Source organism: Marinomonas sp. 15G6-16, from assembly GCF_055809555.1.
On the sequence record NZ_CM147916.1, the window covers coordinates 240111 to 259652 of the forward strand.

General features: G+C 44.5%; 13 protein-coding genes and 4 rRNA genes. 8 read left to right on the plus strand and 9 right to left on the minus strand.

Annotated elements, in window-relative coordinates:
- Positions 1-230: 230 nt before the first annotated feature.
- From rrf (AC0L46_RS01180) to AC0L46_RS01210, 7 genes are all read right to left on the minus strand, one after another.
- A 5S ribosomal RNA gene (gene rrf / locus AC0L46_RS01180) occupies positions 231-345 on the minus strand.
- A 79-nt stretch (positions 346-424) separates the two neighbouring features.
- A 5S ribosomal RNA gene (gene rrf, locus AC0L46_RS01185) occupies positions 425-539 on the minus strand.
- Positions 540-669: 130 nt separating this feature from the next.
- Positions 670-3553 (minus strand): 23S ribosomal RNA (locus AC0L46_RS01190).
- A 398-nt stretch (positions 3554-3951) separates the two neighbouring features.
- A 16S ribosomal RNA gene (locus tag AC0L46_RS01195) occupies positions 3952-5490 on the minus strand.
- Together the 16S, 23S and 5S rRNA genes form the textbook arrangement of a ribosomal RNA operon.
- Positions 5491-5813: 323 nt before the next feature.
- Positions 5814-7331 carry a fumarate hydratase gene (locus tag AC0L46_RS01200; protein ID WP_473505161.1) on the minus strand — a complete coding sequence of 506 codons (1518 nt, stop codon included), beginning with the start codon at positions 7329-7331 and terminating at the stop codon, positions 5814-5816.
- Between the two features lie 161 nt (positions 7332-7492).
- Positions 7493-9073 (minus strand): DUF2786 domain-containing protein, encoded by a 1581-nt coding sequence (locus AC0L46_RS01205; RefSeq protein WP_473505163.1) that lies wholly within the window; start codon positions 9071-9073, stop codon positions 7493-7495.
- Between the two features lie 226 nt (positions 9074-9299).
- Positions 9300-9623: an HIT domain-containing protein gene (locus AC0L46_RS01210; protein ID WP_473505165.1), complete on the minus strand. Its 324-nt coding sequence runs from the start codon at positions 9621-9623 to the stop codon at positions 9300-9302.
- Positions 9624-9710: 87 nt separating this feature from the next.
- Here AC0L46_RS01210 and AC0L46_RS01215 point away from each other — a divergent pair, with 87 nt between their 5' ends.
- The 4 genes from AC0L46_RS01215 to wrbA all read left to right on the plus strand — a co-directional run bounded on the left by AC0L46_RS01215 (position 9711) and on the right by wrbA (position 13395).
- Positions 9711-10580 (plus strand): SMP-30/gluconolactonase/LRE family protein, encoded by an 870-nt coding sequence (locus AC0L46_RS01215; RefSeq protein ID WP_473505167.1) that lies wholly within the window; start codon positions 9711-9713, stop codon positions 10578-10580.
- 31 nt (positions 10581-10611) lie between these two features.
- Positions 10612-12336 (plus strand): proline--tRNA ligase, encoded by a 1725-nt coding sequence (locus AC0L46_RS01220; protein ID WP_473505169.1) that lies wholly within the window; start codon positions 10612-10614, stop codon positions 12334-12336.
- 115 nt (positions 12337-12451) lie between these two features.
- Positions 12452-12796, plus strand: a complete 345-nt coding sequence (gene arsC, locus AC0L46_RS01225; RefSeq protein ID WP_414682103.1) for an arsenate reductase (glutaredoxin) — start codon at positions 12452-12454, stop codon at positions 12794-12796.
- Positions 12793-13395 carry an NAD(P)H:quinone oxidoreductase gene (wrbA, locus tag AC0L46_RS01230; RefSeq protein WP_473505172.1) on the plus strand — a complete coding sequence of 201 codons (603 nt, stop codon included), beginning with the start codon at positions 12793-12795 and terminating at the stop codon, positions 13393-13395. Before arsC ends, wrbA begins: the two co-directional genes overlap by 4 nt.
- Positions 13396-13485: 90 nt before the next feature.
- Here wrbA and cysB read toward each other — a convergent pair whose 3' ends face one another.
- Entirely contained in the window at positions 13486-14460 is a 975-nt protein-coding gene (gene cysB / locus AC0L46_RS01235) for an HTH-type transcriptional regulator CysB (protein ID WP_473505174.1), read from the minus strand.
- A gap of 108 nt (positions 14461-14568) precedes the next feature.
- On the opposite strand from cysB, the gene AC0L46_RS01240 reads away from it, so the two are divergent.
- Both AC0L46_RS01240 and AC0L46_RS01245 read left to right on the plus strand, forming a co-directional pair.
- Positions 14569-15330 (plus strand): sulfite exporter TauE/SafE family protein, encoded by a 762-nt coding sequence (locus AC0L46_RS01240; protein ID WP_473505176.1) that lies wholly within the window; start codon positions 14569-14571, stop codon positions 15328-15330.
- Positions 15331-15425: 95 nt separating this feature from the next.
- Positions 15426-16502, plus strand: a complete 1077-nt coding sequence (locus AC0L46_RS01245; RefSeq protein WP_414682099.1) for a 3-deoxy-7-phosphoheptulonate synthase — start codon at positions 15426-15428, stop codon at positions 16500-16502.
- Between the two features lie 81 nt (positions 16503-16583).
- Here AC0L46_RS01245 and nfuA read toward each other — a convergent pair whose 3' ends face one another.
- Entirely contained in the window at positions 16584-17165 is a 582-nt protein-coding gene (gene nfuA / locus AC0L46_RS01250) for a Fe-S biogenesis protein NfuA (protein WP_414682098.1), read from the minus strand.
- Between the two features lie 244 nt (positions 17166-17409).
- On the opposite strand from nfuA, the gene AC0L46_RS01255 reads away from it, so the two are divergent.
- Positions 17410-19071, plus strand: coding sequence for a nitrite/sulfite reductase (locus AC0L46_RS01255; RefSeq protein ID WP_473505179.1), 1662 nt, complete (start codon positions 17410-17412; stop codon positions 19069-19071).
- Complete coding sequence (locus AC0L46_RS01260) at positions 19055-19531, plus strand: DUF934 domain-containing protein (RefSeq protein WP_317003813.1); 477 nt, start codon at positions 19055-19057, stop codon at positions 19529-19531. Before AC0L46_RS01255 ends, AC0L46_RS01260 begins: the two co-directional genes overlap by 17 nt.
- Positions 19532-19542: the final 11 nt, after the last annotated feature.

Sequence of the window (19542 nt, forward strand, 5' to 3'; positions counted from 1 at the left end):
CCTTATCTCATGTGATGTTTTTATAGACTACAGCAAAAAAGCCCTGACAACATAAGCTATCAGGGCTTCTCTCAGTTATAAGCTTAACGATGCTTATCCCCTTTGCGGGACGAACCACTCTCACATGCGTATCTGCAATAAAAAAACTCACGTGAATCATTTTAATATCTAGGGTTCTGTAACGAAAAAACCCGCTCTGCGTCAGCAGAGCGGGCTTCTCTTTATTTAAATCTTGATAACGACCTACTCTCACATGGGATCTCCCACACTACCATCGGCGATGGCGCTTTTCACTTCTGAGTTCGGGATGGGATCAGGTGGTTCAACGCCTCTATGATCATCAAGAAAACTGGTTTGTTCCGTTAGAAACTGTCTAATGGAATCAATTTTCTACTAGCCAATATCAGGCCAGATTTAATTATAAACTTGACGACGACCTACTCTCACATGGGATCTCCCACACTACCATCGGCGATGGCGCTTTTCACTTCTGAGTTCGGGATGGGATCAGGTGGTTCAACGCCTCTATGATCGTCAAGCAATTCGGTTGCGTTTTCACGCGAATACGTTGCTTGGATCTTTAACAATTCATTTTGAAATAACGTGTATCAAGGTTAAACCAGCTTTTGGTTTGTATCGTAATATGTGTAAAAACCACTTTGGTGTTATATGGTCAAGCCTCACGAGCAATTAGTATTGGTTAGCTCAATGCCTCACAGCACTTACACACCCAACCTATCAACGTCCTAGTCTCGAACGGCTCTTTAGGGGACTTATGTCCCAGTGAGATCTTATCTTGAGGGAGGCTTCCCGCTTAGATGCTTTCAGCGGTTATCCCGTCCGAACATAGCTACCCGGCAATGCCACTGGCGTGACAACCGGAACACCAGAGGTTCGTCCACTCCGGTCCTCTCGTACTAGGAGCAGCTCCTCTCAAATCTCAAACGTCCACGGCAGATAGGGACCGAACTGTCTCACGACGTTCTAAACCCAGCTCGCGTACCACTTTAAATGGCGAACAGCCATACCCTTGGGACCGGCTTCAGCCCCAGGATGTGATGAGCCGACATCGAGGTGCCAAACACCGCCGTCGATGTGAACTCTTGGGCGGTATCAGCCTGTTATCCCCGGAGTACCTTTTATCCGTTGAGCGATGGCCCTTCCATACAGAACCACCGGATCACTAAGACCTACTTTCGTACCTGCTCGACGTGTCTGTCTCGCAGTTAAGCGTGCTTTTGCCTTTACACTCTATGCATGATTTCCGACCATGCTGAGCACACCTTCGTGCTCCTCCGTTACTCTTTGGGAGGAGACCGCCCCAGTCAAACTACCCACCACACAGTGTCCTCGATCCAGATAATGGACCTGAGTTAGAACCTCAAACATACCAGGGTGGTATTTCAAGATTGGCTCCAATAAGACTGGCGTCCTATCTTCAAAGCCTCCCACCTATCCTACACAAGTAGGTTCAAAGTTCACTGTGAAGCTATAGTAAAGGTTCACGGGGTCTTTCCGTCTAGCCGCGGATACACAGCATCTTCACTGCGATTTCAATTTCACTGAGTCTCGGGTGGAGACAGTGTGGCCATCGTTACGCCATTCGTGCAGGTCGGAACTTACCCGACAAGGAATTTCGCTACCTTAGGACCGTTATAGTTACGGCCGCCGTTTACTTGGGCTTCGATCAAGAGCTTCGCCGAAGCTAACCCCATCAATTAACCTTCAAGCACCGGGCAGGCGTCACACCCTATACGTCCACTTTCGTGTTTGCAGAGTGCTGTGTTTTTAATAAACAGTCGCAGCCACCTGGTATCTTCGACCGATCAATGCTTACGGAGCAAGTCCTTCACACTAACCGGCGTACCTTCTCCCGAAGTTACGGTACCATTTTGCCTAGTTCCTTCACCCGAGTTCTCTCAAGCGCCTTGGTATTCTCTACCTGACCACCTGTGTCGGTTTGGGGTACGGTTCGATCATATCTGAAGCTTAGAAGTTTTTCCTGGAAGCATGGCATCAACCACTTCGCCCAAAAGAGGGCTCGTCGTCAGTTCTCGGTCTTAAAGGGACCCGGATTTGCCTAAGTCCCAAACCTACCGCCTTAAACACAGACAACCATCGCTGTGCTGGCCTAGCCTTCTCCGTCTCTCCATCGCAATATGTACGAGTACAGGAATATTAACCTGTTTCCCATCGACTACGCATTTCTGCCTCGCCTTAGGGGCCGACTCACCCTGCCCTGATTAACATGGGACAGGAAACCTTGGTCTTCCGGCGGGGGAGTTTTTCACTCCCCTTATCGTTACTCATGTCAACATTCGCACTTCTGATACCTCCAGCCTGCCTTACAGCTTGACCTTCAACGGCTTACAGAACGCTCCTCTACCATGCGTATAAATACGCATCCGTAGCTTCGGTGTACAGTTTAGCCCCGTTATATCTTCCGCGCAGGCCGACTCGACTAGTGAGCTATTACGCTTTCTTTAAAGGATGGCTGCTTCTAAGCCAACCTCCTAGCTGTCTAAGCCTTCCCACATCGTTTCCCACTTAACTGTAACTTTGGGACCTTAGCTGACGGTCTGGGTTGTTTCCCTTTCCACGACGGACGTTAGCACCCGCCGTGTGTCTCCCGTAATTGCACTCATTGGTATTCGGAGTTTGCATGGGGTTGGTAAGTCGGGATGACCCCCTAGCCCAAACAGTGCTCTACCCCCAATGGTGAGATACGAGGCGCTACCTAAATAGCTTTCGAGGAGAACCAGCTATCTCCGAGCTTGATTAGCCTTTCACTCCTATCCACAAGTCATCCCCGGACTTTTCAACGTACGTGGGTTCGGTCCTCCAGTTAGTGTTACCCAACCTTCAACCTGCTCATGGATAGATCGCCCGGTTTCGGGTCTATTCCCAGCAACTAAACGCCCTATTAAGACTCGGTTTCCCTACGGCTCCGCTAATCGCTTAACCTTGCTACTGAAAATAAGTCGTTGACCCATTATACAAAAGGTACGCAGTCACGGAACAAGTCCGCTCCCACTGCTTGTACGTACACGGTTTCAGGATCTATTTCACTCCCCTCACAGGGGTTCTTTTCGCCTTTCCCTCACGGTACTGGTTCACTATCGGTCAGTCAGGAGTATTTAGCCTTGGAGGATGGTCCCCCCATATTCAGACAGGATAACACGTGTCCCGTCCTACTCGTTTTCATTGAAATGGCGTTTTCGTATACGGGGCTATCACCCACTATGGCGACCCTTTCCAGAGTCTTCTACTAACACCAAATCAACTTAAGGGCTAATCCCCTTTCGCTCGCCGCTACTTAGGGAATCTCGGTTGATTTCTTTTCCTCCGGGTACTTAGATGTTTCAGTTCCCCGGGTTCGCCTCGTTAAGCTATGTATTCACTTAACGATACCCGCAAGCGGGTGGGTTTCCCCATTCGGAAATCTCGGGATCAAAGTTTGTTTATCAACTCCCCCGAGCTTATCGCAGATTACCACGTCCTTCATCGCCTCTGACTGCCAAGGCATCCACCGTGCACGCTTGGTCACTTGACCATATAACCCAAAATAGTTTCGGATCACATACCTAAGGAGCTTTTGTCTCTCCTAAGGATTTACGATAATAGAAGTCACTAGGTTAAAGTGAGCTTCCACCGGTTTAACGCTTGATTCATCGTTATTTCAAAATTTGAATTGTTAAAGAGCATTCCCAAGCTATCTTAGGAAAAGGAAAAACACCTATAAAAGCAGCTTCCCTCAAATCGTGGAGGCGAATTATAGAGATATAAATCTTCTAGTCAAGCACTTCCAATCAGATTTTTAAGATTATATTTCAGAACAAATGTAAGCCAAAAATATATCTTTAAAACTAAAAAAGGCCGCTATAAGCGACCTTTTTATTTAAAAATAAAATCAGATAATTTGTGTGAACGCTCACCAGAGCTTCTATCGTTTAAGGAGGTGATCCAGCCCCAGGTTCCCCTAGGGCTACCTTGTTACGACTTCACCCCAGTCATTGACCACTCCGTGGTAACCGCCATCCCGAAGGTTAAGCTAGCTACTTCTGGAGCAATCAACTCCCATGGTGTGACGGGCGGTGTGTACAAGGCCCGGGAACGTATTCACCGTGGCATTCTGATCCACGATTACTAGCGATTCCGACTTCATGGAGTCGAGTTGCAGACTCCAATCCGGACTACGACGTACTTTATGGGATTCGCTCACTATCGCTAGCTCGCAGCCCTTTGTATACGCCATTGTAGCACGTGTGTAGCCCTACTCGTAAGGGCCATGATGACTTGACGTCGTCCCCACCTTCCTCCGGTTTGTCACCGGCAGTCTCCTTAAAGTTCTCAGCATAACCTGCTAGCAAGTAAGGATAAGGGTTGCGCTCGTTACGGGACTTAACCCAACATTTCACAACACGAGCTGACGACAGCCATGCAGCACCTGTCTCATAGTTCCCGAAGGCACCAAAGCATCTCTGCTAAGTTCTATGGATGTCAAGAGTAGGTAAGGTTCTTCGCGTTGCTTCGAATTAAACCACATGCTCCACCGCTTGTGCGGGCCCCCGTCAATTCATTTGAGTTTTAACCTTGCGGCCGTACTCCCCAGGCGGTCTACTTATTGCGTTAGCTGCGCCACTAAGTCATTACAACCCAACGGCTAGTAGACATCGTTTACGGCGTGGACTACCAGGGTATCTAATCCTGTTTGCTCCCCACGCTTTCGCACCTCAGTGTCAGTATCAGTCCAGAGTGTCGCCTTCGCCACTGATGTTCCTTCCTATATCTACGCATTTCACCGCTACACAGGAAATTCCACACCCCTCTACCGTACTCTAGCCTGCCAGTATCCGGTGCCATTCCAAGGTTGAGCCCTGGGATTTCACATCAGACTTAACAAACCACCTACGCGCGCTTTACGCCCAGTAATTCCGATTAACGCTTGCACCCTCTGTATTACCGCGGCTGCTGGCACAGAGTTAGCCGGTGCTTCTTCTGGAGCTAACGTCAAAATGATTTGGTATTAACAAATCACCCTTCCTCACTCCTGAAAGTGCTTTACAACCCTAAGGCCTTCTTCACACACGCGGCATGGCTGGATCAGGCTTGCGCCCATTGTCCAATATTCCCCACTGCTGCCTCCCGTAGGAGTCTGGGCCGTGTCTCAGTCCCAGTGTGACTGGTCATCCTCTCAGACCAGTTAGAGATCGTCGCCTTGGTGAGCCTTTACCCCACCAACTAGCTAATCTCACGCAGGCTCATCTAATAGCGGAAGGTCCTAAGATCCCCTCCTTTCCCCCTAAGGGCGTATGCGGTATTAGCATGCGTTTCCACATGTTGTCCCCCTCTACTAGGCAGATTCCTACGCGTTACTCACCCGTCCGCCGCTCGACGCCTGATAGCAAGCTATCATCGTTTCCGCTCGACTTGCATGTGTTAAGCCTGCCGCCAGCGTTCAATCTGAGCCATGATCAAACTCTTCAGTTAAAAAGTTTGCTTACTCAAGTATCGAAACACTAACAATTTACTTATAAAGCGAATTGACGTGTTTGACGTCTCGTAAGACTTCAATTTTTTTGATCAACTTACTAACTAAAAGTCAGCAGCCGATCTTCTGAAGTCTCCAGCGAGCGCCCACACAAATTATCTGTTTAAATTCTTAAAGAGCAGAATCAGGCATATCGCCTGACCGAGGAGCGTATAATACAGATTAAAAATTACGATGCAACACCTTCCCTAGCAAAAAAACAAAAAAAGGCCGCATTTTATATTGCGGCCTTTTAAGATCATTTCTTTTTCAACGGATTCGCTTATTTAATTTCTAGGGCTTGCTCTTCTATACGAGCTTTCCATTCTGCCGGACCTGTAATGTGAACCGAGGTTCCTTCAGAATCAACAGCAACAGTGACAGGCATATCAACGACATCAAATTCGTAGATGGCTTCCATCCCAAGTTCTGGGAAAGCAATTACATCTGCTTTCTTAATCGCTTTTGAAACCAAATACGCAGCCCCACCCACAGCCATAAGATAAACAGCATCGAACTCTTTAATCGCTTCAATCGCAATAGGACCACGCTCAGATTTACCTATCATGCCAAGCAAACCTGTTTCGTCCAAAATAGTACGAGTAAACTTATCCATACGAGTCGCCGTTGTTGGGCCAGCGGGACCAACTGCTTCGTCTCTAACAGGGTCAACAGGCCCTACGTAATAAATAAAGCGTCCTTTTAGGTCAACTGGTAGCTCTTCGCCATTCGCCAGCATCTCTACCATTTTCTTATGGGCTGCATCACGACCTGTTAGCATTTTGCCATTTAACAAAATAGTTTCGCCTGGCTGCCACTCTTTTACCTGCTCTGGTGTGATTTCGTTCAAATTCACTCGACGAACGCTCTCACCCACTTCCCAAGTAATTTCTGGCCAGTCATCCAATGATGGTGGCACCAAGTCCGCAGGACCAGAACCATCCAATACAAAATGCGCATGGCGGGTTGCCGCGCAGTTAGGAATCATTGCAACAGGAAGTGAAGCCGCATGTGTTGGGTAATCCATGATTTTGACATCCAGTACGGTTGTCAAACCACCAAGACCTTGAGCACCAATACCTAAATTGTTTACTTCTTCAAAGATTGCCAAGCGCAATTCTTCTACACGATTTCTTGGACCACGAGCCTTTAGCTCATGGATATCAATTGGCTCCATCAAAGACTCTTTCGCCATGACCATGGCTTTCTCTGCGGTACCGCCAATACCAATACCTAACATACCTGGTGGACACCAGCCCGCGCCCATTGTTGGTACTGTTTTCTTAACCCACTCAACGATATCGTCCGATGGGTTTAACATGGCCAGTTTAGATTTGTTCTCAGAACCGCCACCTTTCGCTGCCACGTGTACTTCTACCGTGTCACCAGGAACGATCTCCATATGAATCACCGCAGGTGTATTGTCTTTGGTGTTTTTACGAGCACCAGCAGGATCATCTAGAATAGAAGCACGCAACACATTGTCTGGATGCAAGTAAGCACGGCGCACACCTTCATTAATCATGTCGGTAACGCTTTTACTACTTTCCCACTGAACATTCATGCCGACCTTAACAAAAACAGTCACAATACCCGTATCCTGACAAATAGGGCGTTTACCTTCGGCACACATTCTTGAGTTAATTAGGATTTGCGCCATAGCATCTTTGGCGGCTTTACTCTCTTCTCTTTCATATGCGTCATGTACCGCATTAACAAAATCCAGAGGGTGATAATAAGATATAAACTGTAACGCATCCGCTACACTGTCAATCAAATCATCTTCTTTAATAATGCTCATACTTCTCTCCTGCTGAGGATTATGATTATCTCGAATGGGAAATGGTAAAAGATGCAGGCAAGCAAAGGAAGTATTAAGGTAGTTTTTAACAAAATATACCCCCTATCAATCAAATGAATAGGAGGTATATATGAAAGCAAAACAAATGATTTGATTAAGTATTAGCGGCTCATTTTTTGCTCATGATTATCAGATTTAGGTTTCTGTACAGAATGTTGAATATACTCTTCCAAAATCTCAGCTGTAAACTTCTCGCGCTCCGACAAAGATGAAATGCGCTCCGCCTCCCAATTAATCAGGCGAATAAAAACAGAGTACTTTTTAATGAAGCCATAGCCAATATCTCGAACACCAACCCCATTAGAATCCATCAGATAAATAACCTGCTCTAAACTCTTCTGAGTTTCAAACTGCCCACCCTCACTCGCTGCGATAAGCAATCGCTGAATTCGCTGGATTGGGTTTTCAGATGGTCTAGCATCTTTTTTCGACGAACTAGACACCAAAAACTTATCCAACATCTTCTCTGTGTGCTCTTCACGCTCATGCACATCCTCGATAAGCGCCGACTCTCTCTCCAGCAACCGAATAAACAGACTCTTGTTTTTAATATCAGAGAATTCCAAGTCTTTAAGAGAAAGACCATTTTCACTCATAATACTAATTACTTTTTCATAAGAAGACATAGCTTCATCACCAACAGAAACAGCTAATGCCAACTCTCGACGAAGCTCATGCATAATTTTCGCCGCACGATAATCTTCTTTACGCTGCAAATGCTGCTGAAGAGACTCTTTCGCTTTCTCTAAATCTTGAGTGATCGCATCGTAACCCTGAACTGCCTCTTGCTCATCTCGTAAGCAAGCCATACGAACATTAGTGCAGCGCGCCTCCCAAGCTTCATAAGACTTCGCTCTCGCCTGAAACGCCCTTTCTATTGCCTCTTCAAAACTTTGTTCAATCCTCGCTCGCTCAGCTCGTTCTTGAACTTCATCTTGCTCATGCTCATAGCGCTTCTGCTTTTTAGATTGTAGATTTTCTTGAGCCAGAGAAAGCTGAGTGTTAAGCGCCTCAATATTAGATTGAACTTTCACTTCATCAAAGTTCGCAAGCTTTTCATAAACCTTGGACCAGTAGCCATCTTCCACAAAAGGAATATTTGGATCGCTGGCAGCGTATTGTGTTTTTAACGTCTCTGTGAATTCAGCATTGTTTGAACGAAAAACTTCTGTTGCATTAATGACATTATCACCAGATGACGAATAATTTACCGTATCAACTTCATCATTGGCTTCTGCCGCACACTCATTTACAACTTCTTCGCTATCCAAAACCGGTTCGTTTTCCATACTTTCGCTACTCGTCAAGTCCACTTCAGAATTCGCATCCAACTCACTCTCTACTTCTGCATTGTCTAATTCGCTTTCAAACAAATCATCAACAGTTTCTTCAAGATCATCGAGAATCGTTCGAGCAGATTCATAAGCTCGACTTGGATCATTATTTTTTTCACTAAAGCGACGTTGGTAAACAGAAGGTTCGGAAGGAGTCTGCACGGAAGTTTGTTTAGCGTATCGAGGAGCTGCACCACCCCAACTAACACGATAAAGTGTAGAACGGTCACACAACTGAAGAATTGGCAGCTCTCGCTGAGCTATTTGATATTGCCTAATCAATGACTCTGCATGGCGTAGCGCCACAGTAGATTCACTCGAGTTGGTCGATGTTGCTAAATTCAGCAATTTAACAACCTTCTGTATAGCCTTCTTCCTTCTGCGTACGCTCATAAAACAGACTTTCCAAATTGACTAAATATCATCCTAATAGAATACCAATCTTAAGCTTATTTCAATAGTAAAGATCAGCGCCGTCACCTAATGAAACCAAATCATCACTTAGTAATGATTGAACCTTTTGCAAAATCTTGGCCAAGTTTTCTTCCGTGTACGCAACAGCAGGAAACTTGCCTCACATAGGCCCCGGCCAACACAAATCAGTTGAGTAACGCACTATATGATGAAGGTGCAATTGAGGCACCTGATTGCCGAGGGCGGCAACATTTAGCTTGGTAGCAGAAAAAGCATCATGCAAAATTTCTGACAGCAAACAACTCTCAGCCATTAATCGCTGACGATCCTCCTCAACAAGCTGATAAATCTCAGTAATATGGTTACGTTGAGGGATCAAAATAAACCAAGGAAACTGAGCATCATTCATTAACCTCAACTGACACAATGAAAAACACCCAACCAACACAGAATCGCGCTCTAAAACTGGATCTAACTCAAACATCTTTATACATTCCCACTTTACAAAAAAGGCTTTCATAAGCACTATAGCACCCTCAATTTTAAAATCACTGAGAGACTTGGAGCTCGCATGACAACAATGCAATGTGTCTTGGATGCACAAGCGAAATTAGCTGAATGCCCACGTTGGGACGAAACAACTCAAACTCTATATTTTGTTGATATCGATTCCTTTAAGCTGCATGCCTACAACACCCAATCAGAAACATTGTCATCACGCACCTTTGATGAAGAAATAGGCTGTTTCTCTTTGAGCAAAAATGGTGGATTTATTGCTGCATTCCGATCAGGTGTTTACACATTCCCTGACTTCGAAGCCCCATTAGAACCTTACTGGCTCGCTACATACGATCAAAAAACAACACGCTTTAATGACGGCCGTTGTGACGCGAAAGGCCGCTTTCTTGCCGGAACAATGTATTCACCAAAAGATGCATTTAAAGGCGCGCTACATCAGTTCAGCCAAGGCCAAGAAAAGCTTATCGACCAAGCTGCCTGGACATCAAATGGACTTGCTTTCTCTCCTGATAGCAAAACCATGTACTATTCTGACACGCCGAATCACGTGGTTTATCAATTTGATTACGACCTTGAAACAGGCTCAGCAACAAATAAACGAGTCTTCATTGAATTTCCTCGCGGCAATGGTCGTCCAGATGGCGCCGCAGTGGATGCTGAAGGAAACTACTGGTCTGCTTTATATCAAGGCCAACGCGTCGTAAAAATAAGCCCCGAAGGGAACATTTTAGAAGAGTATCCCGTACCTGCAACCTACCCAACTATGGTAGCATTTGGCGGCAAAGACATGAGCACCTTATTCGTGACCACATGTCGATCAGCCCAAACAGAAGAAGAATTAAAAGAATTCCCCCAAGCTGGCGGGATCTTTGCCATTACAGTTAATACCAAAGGCCAACACGAAGCAAAATTTGCTGGCTAATCATACAACCTAAAAAATAGACAAGACTATCATGCGCGCAAGCAATTATTTATTTTCTACCCTACGTGATGCTCCAACCGATGCAGTCGTAACCAGCCACCAGCTTATGGTTCGTGCCGGCATGATTCGCCAGCTTTCTAAAGGCTTATACACTTGGCTACCAACGGGACTAAAAGTACTTCGTAAAGTCGAGAACATTGTCCGTGAAGAAATGGAAAAAGCGGGCTCACTGGAAGTCATGATGCCGGGAGTTCAACCTGCTGAATTATGGCAAGAGACTGGCCGCTGGCAGAAATACGGTGCCGAATTACTTCGTCTGCAAGATCGTCATGGTCGCGATTATTGCCTTGGACCAACTCACGAAGAAGTCATCACAGATCTTGCTCGCAATGAACTGACTAGCTACAAGCAACTACCAATGAACTTCTTCCAGATCCAAACAAAGTTCCGCGATGAAGTTCGCCCGCGTTTTGGCGTTATGCGCTCTCGCGAGTTCTGCATGAAAGACGCTTATTCATTCCATGTTAATGAAGAGTCATTGCATGAGACCTACGAGGTAATGCATAAAGCCTACTGCAACGTATTTGATCGAATCGGCCTAGACTACCGTCCAGTACTGGCAGACACAGGCAGCATTGGCGGTGCGTACTCACATGAATTCCATGTACTTGCAGATTCTGGTGAAGATGACATTGCGTTCAGTGATGCTTCTGATTTCGCAGCCAACGTAGAACTTGCAGAGGCAGTTTGCTTAAAGTCAAAAGCCGATGCACCAACACAAGAATTGACTGAAGTTTTAACGCCAGACTGCAAAACAATCCAACAGGTTGCTGAATTCCTTAAGCTAGATGTCACTCAGACAGTGAAAACCATGTTGGTAAAAGGTCTAGATGAAAACGGGCAAGCGACCATTGTTGCTCTTGTATTGCGCGGCGATCACAACATCAATGAATTGAAAGTAGAAAAGCTTGAAGGCATTGTTTCTCCTTTTGAATTTGCCGATGAAGCTGACATCATCAACAAGATTGGTTGCGCACCTGGCTCAATTGGCCCTAAAGACTTAAAAGAGAAAGGCATTCGTATTATTGCTGACCGCTCAGCAGCCGTTATGTCAGATTTCTGTGCTGGCGCAAACAAAGATGACTATCACTTAACTGGCTTAAACTGGGAAAGAGACTGCCCAGATTTTGAAATAGCCGATTTACGCAACGTTGTCGAAGGTGATCCATCTCCAGACGGCAAAGGCACAATCGTCATCAAACGCGGCATCGAAGTCGGTCACATTTTCCAATTGGGCCAACAGTATGCAGAAGCCTTAAAAGCAACCGTACTAGATGAAAACGGCAAAGCCCAAGTAATGCACATGGGCTGTTACGGAATCGGTGTTTCTCGTATTGTTGCTGCAGCCATTGAGCAGAACTTTGATGAGAAAGGTATCTTGTGGCCAGAAAGCATCACGCCTTTTGACATTGTGATTGTTGCCATGAATTACGATAAATCCGAAGCCGTCCGTAACGAATGTGATCGCTTATATTCTGAGCTGAAAGCAAAAGGCCTAGATGTATTGCTGGATGATCGTAAAGAACGCCCTGGTGTGAAATTCGCTGATTGCGAGTTACTTGGCATTCCACATCGCCTTGTTGTCGGTGATAAAGGCTTAGCAAATGGCACACTCGAATACAAGAATCGCACTCAAGGTGAAAACGAAGACGTTGCAACCGCTGACGCTGTCGACTTCATTTTAAACAAAAAATAAACCGCACCACTTTACTCAAGCCACCTCATAAATTGAGACTGGCTTGAGTAAATTTCCATAACGCTCACTTATTCCCTTCATAAGCGGACAAAACCACAATAAATAGGAAGCCAATATGACCACTATTTACCACAACCCGCGATGCTCTAAATCCCGTCAAACTCTGCAACTATTAGAAGAGTACAACATTCAACCTGACGTTCGCCTCTATCTCCAAGAACCACCAAGCGTTGACGAGCTTAAGCGCATTCTAAATCTGCTTGATATGTCACCTTTAGAGCTAATGAGAACAAAAGAAGCCCTCTACAAAGAACTTGGACTCAACAAAGACTCCAGTGATGAAGAACGACTTCAAGCCATGCATCAGAACCCAAAACTCATTGAGCGCCCTATTGTCATTCATAACGATCAAGCCAAACTCGGCCGACCTCCAGAAAATGTTTTGGAATTATTCAAATGAGTGAATCACCTTATGTATTGATTTTATTCTATAGCCGCCATGGTTCCATTGCCGAAATGGCCAAACACATTGCCAGAGGTACCAATAAAGTAAGCAATATAGAAGTAAAAATTCGCCAAGTTCCTGATGTCGCTGTAACAACTCAGACAGCACAACCAGAACTGCCTGACGAAGGCGCTCCATATTGCACATTAGAAGAACTATCTAATTGCTCTGGCCTTGCCCTCGGTTCTCCATCCTACTTTGGTAGCATGGCTGCACCTTTAAAGCATTTCATCGACCAAACCTCTACACTGTGGCTTACAGGACAACTAATAGACAAACCTGCCTGCGGTTTTACCAGCGCAAGCACCATGCATGGCGGTCAAGAACAATGCCTACATAGCATGATGACACCTCTATTGCATCATGGAATGATTTGGGTCGGACTACCCTATAAGAATAAAGAACTGATTAGCACCACCACTGGCGGAACGCCTTATGGTGCAAGCCATTTAGCCAACAACACCAGTGAAGTTAGCCTTTCAGAAGAAGAAAAAGCCTTATGCGAAGCCCAAGGTCAACGCATCGCAGAAATGGCACTTAAACTTAAGAAGTAACACCTTTCTTCTCGCATAAAAAAACTACGACCTTTTCGGAGTCGTAGTTTTTATTCACCAATACCTTGAAGTTAAATAGCGATAAAATGCCTAGTATCTCGGCAACTCAATATCTTTGAACAATAGCTCAACATCTTGGCGATTAGGTGCTTCCATCGCTGCCACAACTAAGTCTTTTGTTAAATGAGGTGCGAAAGACTCAATAAACTTATACATATAGCCGCGGATAAAAGTATTATTTCGAATCCCTATTTTAGTACAACTATCCTCAAATAAATGCGATGCATCTAAGGCTACTAAATCTGAATCTTGTTCTTTGTCATAAGCCATAGAAGCCACAATACCCACACCTAGCCCCAGACGAACATAGGTTTTGATCACATCAGAATCAGCAGCTGTGAAAACCACATTAGGGCTTAAGTCAGCATCTTGGAAAGCCTGATCCAACTGCGAGCGCCCCGTAAAACCAAACACATAAGTTACGATCGGATATTCAGCCAAAGCTTCTAGGGTGAGTTTTTTCGTTTTTGCCAAAGGATGATTTTTTGGCACAACCACAGATCGATTCCACGTATAGCAAGGCAACATGACCAAATTACCAAACTGTTCTAACGCTTCAGTGGCAATCGCAAAATCCACAACACCATCATTCGACATTTCTGCAATCTGCATCGGCGTACCTTGATGCATATGCAAAGTCACATCTGGATAACCTTCGATAAACTGGTTGATCACTTTAGGTAAAGCGTATCTCGCTTGAGTGTGAGTAGTGGCGATATCAAGAGAGCCTTTGCGCTCATCGCTAAACTCTTTTGCAACACGCTTAATGTTTTGCGTTTGATTCAACACTTCACCAGCCAACTCTATGATTTTTTCACCTGCTGGCGTTATATGCGTTAAATGCTTCCCACTACGTGCAAAGACCTCAACACCCAATTCGTCTTCCAACAGACGAATCTGCTTACTAACACCTGGTTGCGAGGTGTATAAGCTTTGCGCTGTCGCCGAGACATTTAAATCGTGACGCGCGACTTCCCATATATACCTAAGCTGTTGTAGTTTCATCGTCTGCCTTATTCTAAAAAGAGTTAAAAACATAATAAAATATTACTTTATAGAATAGTAAAAAACCTCTAATGTTGCCAGCTTAAATAACTTCTATATGGTTTTCGAATGGATTTTCTTTGGTACATTTTTGCTGGTGCAGCTGTCGGTTTAGCAGTGGGCATTACTGGTGTTGGCGGTGGCTCTTTGATGACCCCCCTACTTTTGCTATTTGGCTTTCCTCCTCATATCGCCATCGGTACAGATTTAATGTATGCAGGCATAGCTAAAAGCACAGGCGTTGTCATGCACGCTAAACGAGGCAATGTAAATTGGAGAATTGTCTTTGCAATGGCTGCAGGAAGCATTCCGGCATCTTTTCTTACCATATGGGCTTTGTCAAAATTTGAGAAGCCAGATCACTATCAAGAAATATTAACTGGCCTTTTAGGGTTAATGCTTGTCATGACTGCCATTGTGATTTTGTTTCGATCCAAGCTCACTAAAACACTGAGCTTTGACTTCAGCGCACAACAAAGCTCAAAAATCATTTTTGTATGCGGTATCGCTCTAGGTGCTTTAGTAACACTCACTTCTGTCGGTGCTGGCGCATTAGGCACAGCCATTATGATGATTTTATTCCCCGTGATGCAAGCAAAAAACATTGTCGGAACCGACCTAGCTCACGCCGTCCCTCTTACGCTGGTTGCTGGTATCGGACACTTATTCTTAGGCAATGTGGATTACACTCTGCTCGCTGCTTTATTAATTGGATCTATACCTACTATTTATGTAGGAACACGTATTGCGAGCTATGTGTCGAACCGTATATTGCAACCCGTACTTGCAACTGCCCTTTTTGCTTTTGGCGTTAAGTATCTTTTTTTCTAAAAAGCAAAAAAACTGACCAATTACGGTTCATTCACAGCGAAAAACACGATATTGTAAGCCGCTACAAATAAAAGCGATAAACAGGAAAAACCTCAATGAGTAACGCACGTCTTGAAGACTTAAATATTGCCTCTTTTACTTCCTTGGTTACACCAAGTGAATTGAAAGCTGAGCTGCCCGTTAGCGATAGCATTAGCAGCCATGTTGCAGAATCCCGCGAGATCATCAAAAACATCATGGACGGTAAAGATCACCGCCTAGCAATTGTTATTGGCCCATGCTCTATCCATGACCCTGCAGCAGCACTTGATTATGCGAAGCGCCTAAAAAAATTGGCGGTTGAACTAGACGATACTCTTTATATTATTATGCGTGCTTATTTTGAGAAGCCTCGTACTACTGTTGGCTGGAAAGGTTTGATCAATGATCCAAATCTAGACGGTACATTTGATATTGATAAAGGCATTCGTATTGGTCGCAAATTATTAATTGATTTAGCTGAACTTGGCCTTCCTTTGGCAACAGAAGCTTTGGATCCAATCTCACCACAATACATTCAAGACTTAATCAGCTGGTCTGCTATTGGCGCTCGTACAACTGAATCGCAAACTCACCGTGAAATGGCTTCAGGCCTTTCTGGCCCTGTCGGATTCAAAAACGGCACAGATGGTTCAATGACAGTTGCTGTTAACGCCATGCAATCTGTTTCTCACCCTCACTCTTTCCTTGGTATTAATGAAGTTGGTCAAGTCAGCATTGTTAACACGAAAGGAAATGCATACGGTCACCTTGTTCTACGTGGTGGCAATGGCTTACCAAACTATGACGCCGCTAACATTGCGTTGAGTGAAAAAGCATTAACCGCTGCAAACTTGAAGCACAACATCATGGTCGATTGCTCTCATGAGAACTCGAACAAGAAACCAGAAAAACAAGTTACTGTCGCAGAAGATTCAACACAGCAAATTCTTGATGGTAACAACTCCATCATGGGCTTAATGATTGAAAGCAACATTGGCTGGGGCAACCAAAAAGTGCCTGCCGATCTGAAAGACTTGGAATATGGTGTGTCTATCACTGATGCTTGCATTGACTGGGAAACAACTGAAAAGTCGTTGACCACTATGGCAAACGCTTTACGTGACGTTCTTCCAAAACGTCAGCGTTCGTAAATTTTCTACTTTGCAATAAAAAAGGTAATCGAGAAATCGATTACCTTTTTTTGTTTTAACCATACAGTGTATAGCCAGATATTACATGAAAGCGTTATCTGTCACGGTATGATCAGTAGAATCTTTAACCGCGGTAAGGCCAGGCACTTTCTCAATCAGTGTCTTCTCAACACCTTCTTTCAAAGTCAAATCAACAGCACTACAACCTTGGCAACCACCGCCGAATTTAAGGATTGCCACTTCGCCATCAATCACCTCAACCAAGCTTACTTCGCCACCGTGTGCAGCCAAACCTGGGTTGATTTCTGAATACAATACATAGTTGATTTGATCTTCAATTGGACTGTCTGCCGTTACCTTAGGCATCTTAGCATTTGGCGCTTTGATGGTTAGCTGACCGCCCATTTTTTCTGTTGCGTAATCAACAAAAGCCTCATCTAAGAAGTTTACAGACATTTTTTCTATATAAACTTTCAACTTAGGTAAGTTTAAAATTTCATCTGTTTCATTTACTTCATCTGGTCTGCAATAAGCAAGACAAGTTTCAGCGTAAGGCGTACCCGGTTGCTGAATAAAGATTCGCACAGCGATCCCTTCCACTCCTTGCTTTTCCAGCAATGAAGACAAGTATTCTTGGGCACCATCCGTAATTGTAATATTCATAATAACCCTTTCTAAATCTATATAACGATTGATGCCTGTATATTACCGCAGATGCCCAACAATTCCAAAGACCAAGTAAAAAACTAAGGTATTTTTCCTTTATTTAAAAAGCCAATTGATAACTCTTCACCTCAATAAGCCTTATTAGAAAAACCGCTAAAGATATAGGTAAATATTCATTTTTAGTATAAAGGATGTTTGCTAATATACGTCCATCAAAATTTATCAATCACGGTTCCTAACTATGTATCAATATGACGCCATAGACCAACAGCTTGTTGAAGAACGTGTCGCTCAATTTCGCGACCAAACACGCCGTTATCTTGCGAAAGAATTAAGCGAAGAAGCCTTCTTGCCTTTGCGCCTTCAAAATGGATTGTATGTTCAGCGCTACGCACCAATGTTACGTATCGCTATTCCATATGGCATGCTTTCTAGTACTCAATTACGCAAACTAGCAGATATCAGCTGCCGATATGACAGATCATACGGACACTTTAGTACACGTCAGAACTTGCAATTGAACTGGCCTAAACTAGAAGATGTGCCAGACATTCTAGCAGAGTTAGCCGAAGTACAAATGCATGCGGTACAAACCAGTGGTAACTGTATTCGTAACACCACAACTGACCAATATGCTGGTGTGATTGCTGATGAAGTGGTTGACCCTCGCCCTTACTGTGAGCTAATTCGCCAATGGTCTACATTCCACCCAGAATTTGCTTTCTTACCACGTAAATTCAAAATCGCTGTAAACGCAACAGAATCTGCGGACCGAGCTGCAACACAAGTTCACGACATTGGTTTGCACATTAAGAAAAACGACGCGGGTGAAATTGGTTTCAAAGTAATCGTTGGTGGTGGCTTGGGCCGTACACCAATGGTTGGCGTAACGATTTGCGAATTTATTCCTCGCCAAGACTTATTGACTTACCTCGACGCTATCCTTCGTGTTTATAACCAAACAGGAAACCGTCAGAACAAGTACAAAGCTCGTATTAAAATCTTAGTAAAAGCACTAGGTATTGATGAATTCCGTAAGCGCGTCGATGCTGAATGGGCTCACTTAAAAGGAACAGAAAGCACGGTTCCTATGGCGGAATTTGATCGTTTAGCAAGCTTCTTCTCTGAGCCAGCTTACGAAAACTTAGGAAACAATCCTGCTAGCCTAACAAGCAAATTGTCTGAGAGTGCTGGTTTTGCTCGCTGGTATGAGCGCAATACTTTTGCTCACAAAAAAGCAGGCTACCGAATTGTTACTCTTACGCTGAAAAAGGCAGGCCAAGCACCTGGTGATGCAACAGCAGATCAAATGCAAAAAGCTGCGGATCTTGCCGATAAGTTTAGCTTCGGCGAGCTACGCGTAAGTCACGAACAAAACCTAGTCCTATCGGATGTTCGTCAAGATCAACTTGCTGAATTGTGGGATGCTGCAAAAGAAGCAGGTTTCGCAACGCCGACCTTAGGCTTGTTAACTGACATGATTTGCTGCCCTGGTGGTGACTTCTGTGCTCTTGCCAATGCGAAATCCATCCCGATTGCAGCACAAATTCAAGACACGTTTAACGATCTAGATTACCTTTATGATCTAGGTGAAATTGACCTTAACATTTCAGGCTGTATGAATGCTTGTGGTCACCACCACGTTGGTAATCTAGGCATATTGGGTGTAGATAAAAAAGGCGAAGAGTTCTACCAAGTTTCCATCGGTGGTGCTTCTGGACACGATGCCAGCATAGGTAAAATCTTAGGGCCTTCCTTTGCTCAAGAAGAGATTAGCGGTGTTATTCAAAAGCTAATGGATGTTTATGTTAGCAACCGTTCAGAAGACGAGCGCTTCATCGACACTTATCGCCGTATTGGCATCACACCATTTAAAGAGGCCGCTTATGCCAAAGCTAATTAAAAACGGTGAAATCATCGACAATGCTTATGTTTGGTTAGACAGCAATGAACAAGAAGTGGTACCAAACGGTATCGTTTCTGTTCAAAAATGGCTAGCTGAAAAAGACACCATTGGTTCAGTTGCAGGCATTTGGCTTGATGCTGGCGACGGTGTGGAATGCTTAAGCGACATCAACCTAGATCAATTTGAAGTCATTGGCATCAATTTTCCAGCGTTTGCAGATGGCCGCGGATTCAGCTACGCACGCCTTTTAAAAGAGAGATTGAATTACCAAGGTGAAATTAGAGCCTTAGGTAACTTCATCCCAGATCAATTAGGTTATCTTTTAAGAGTTGGATTCAACAGCTTCCAGTTTAACGAAGATGTAGATTTGGAAAAGGCGTTAGATTTACATCGCCCTTTCTCTGTCGCTTACCAAGGTGACGTTGCTGATCCACGACCTATTTTCTTGCGTCGATAGGCAACTAACTC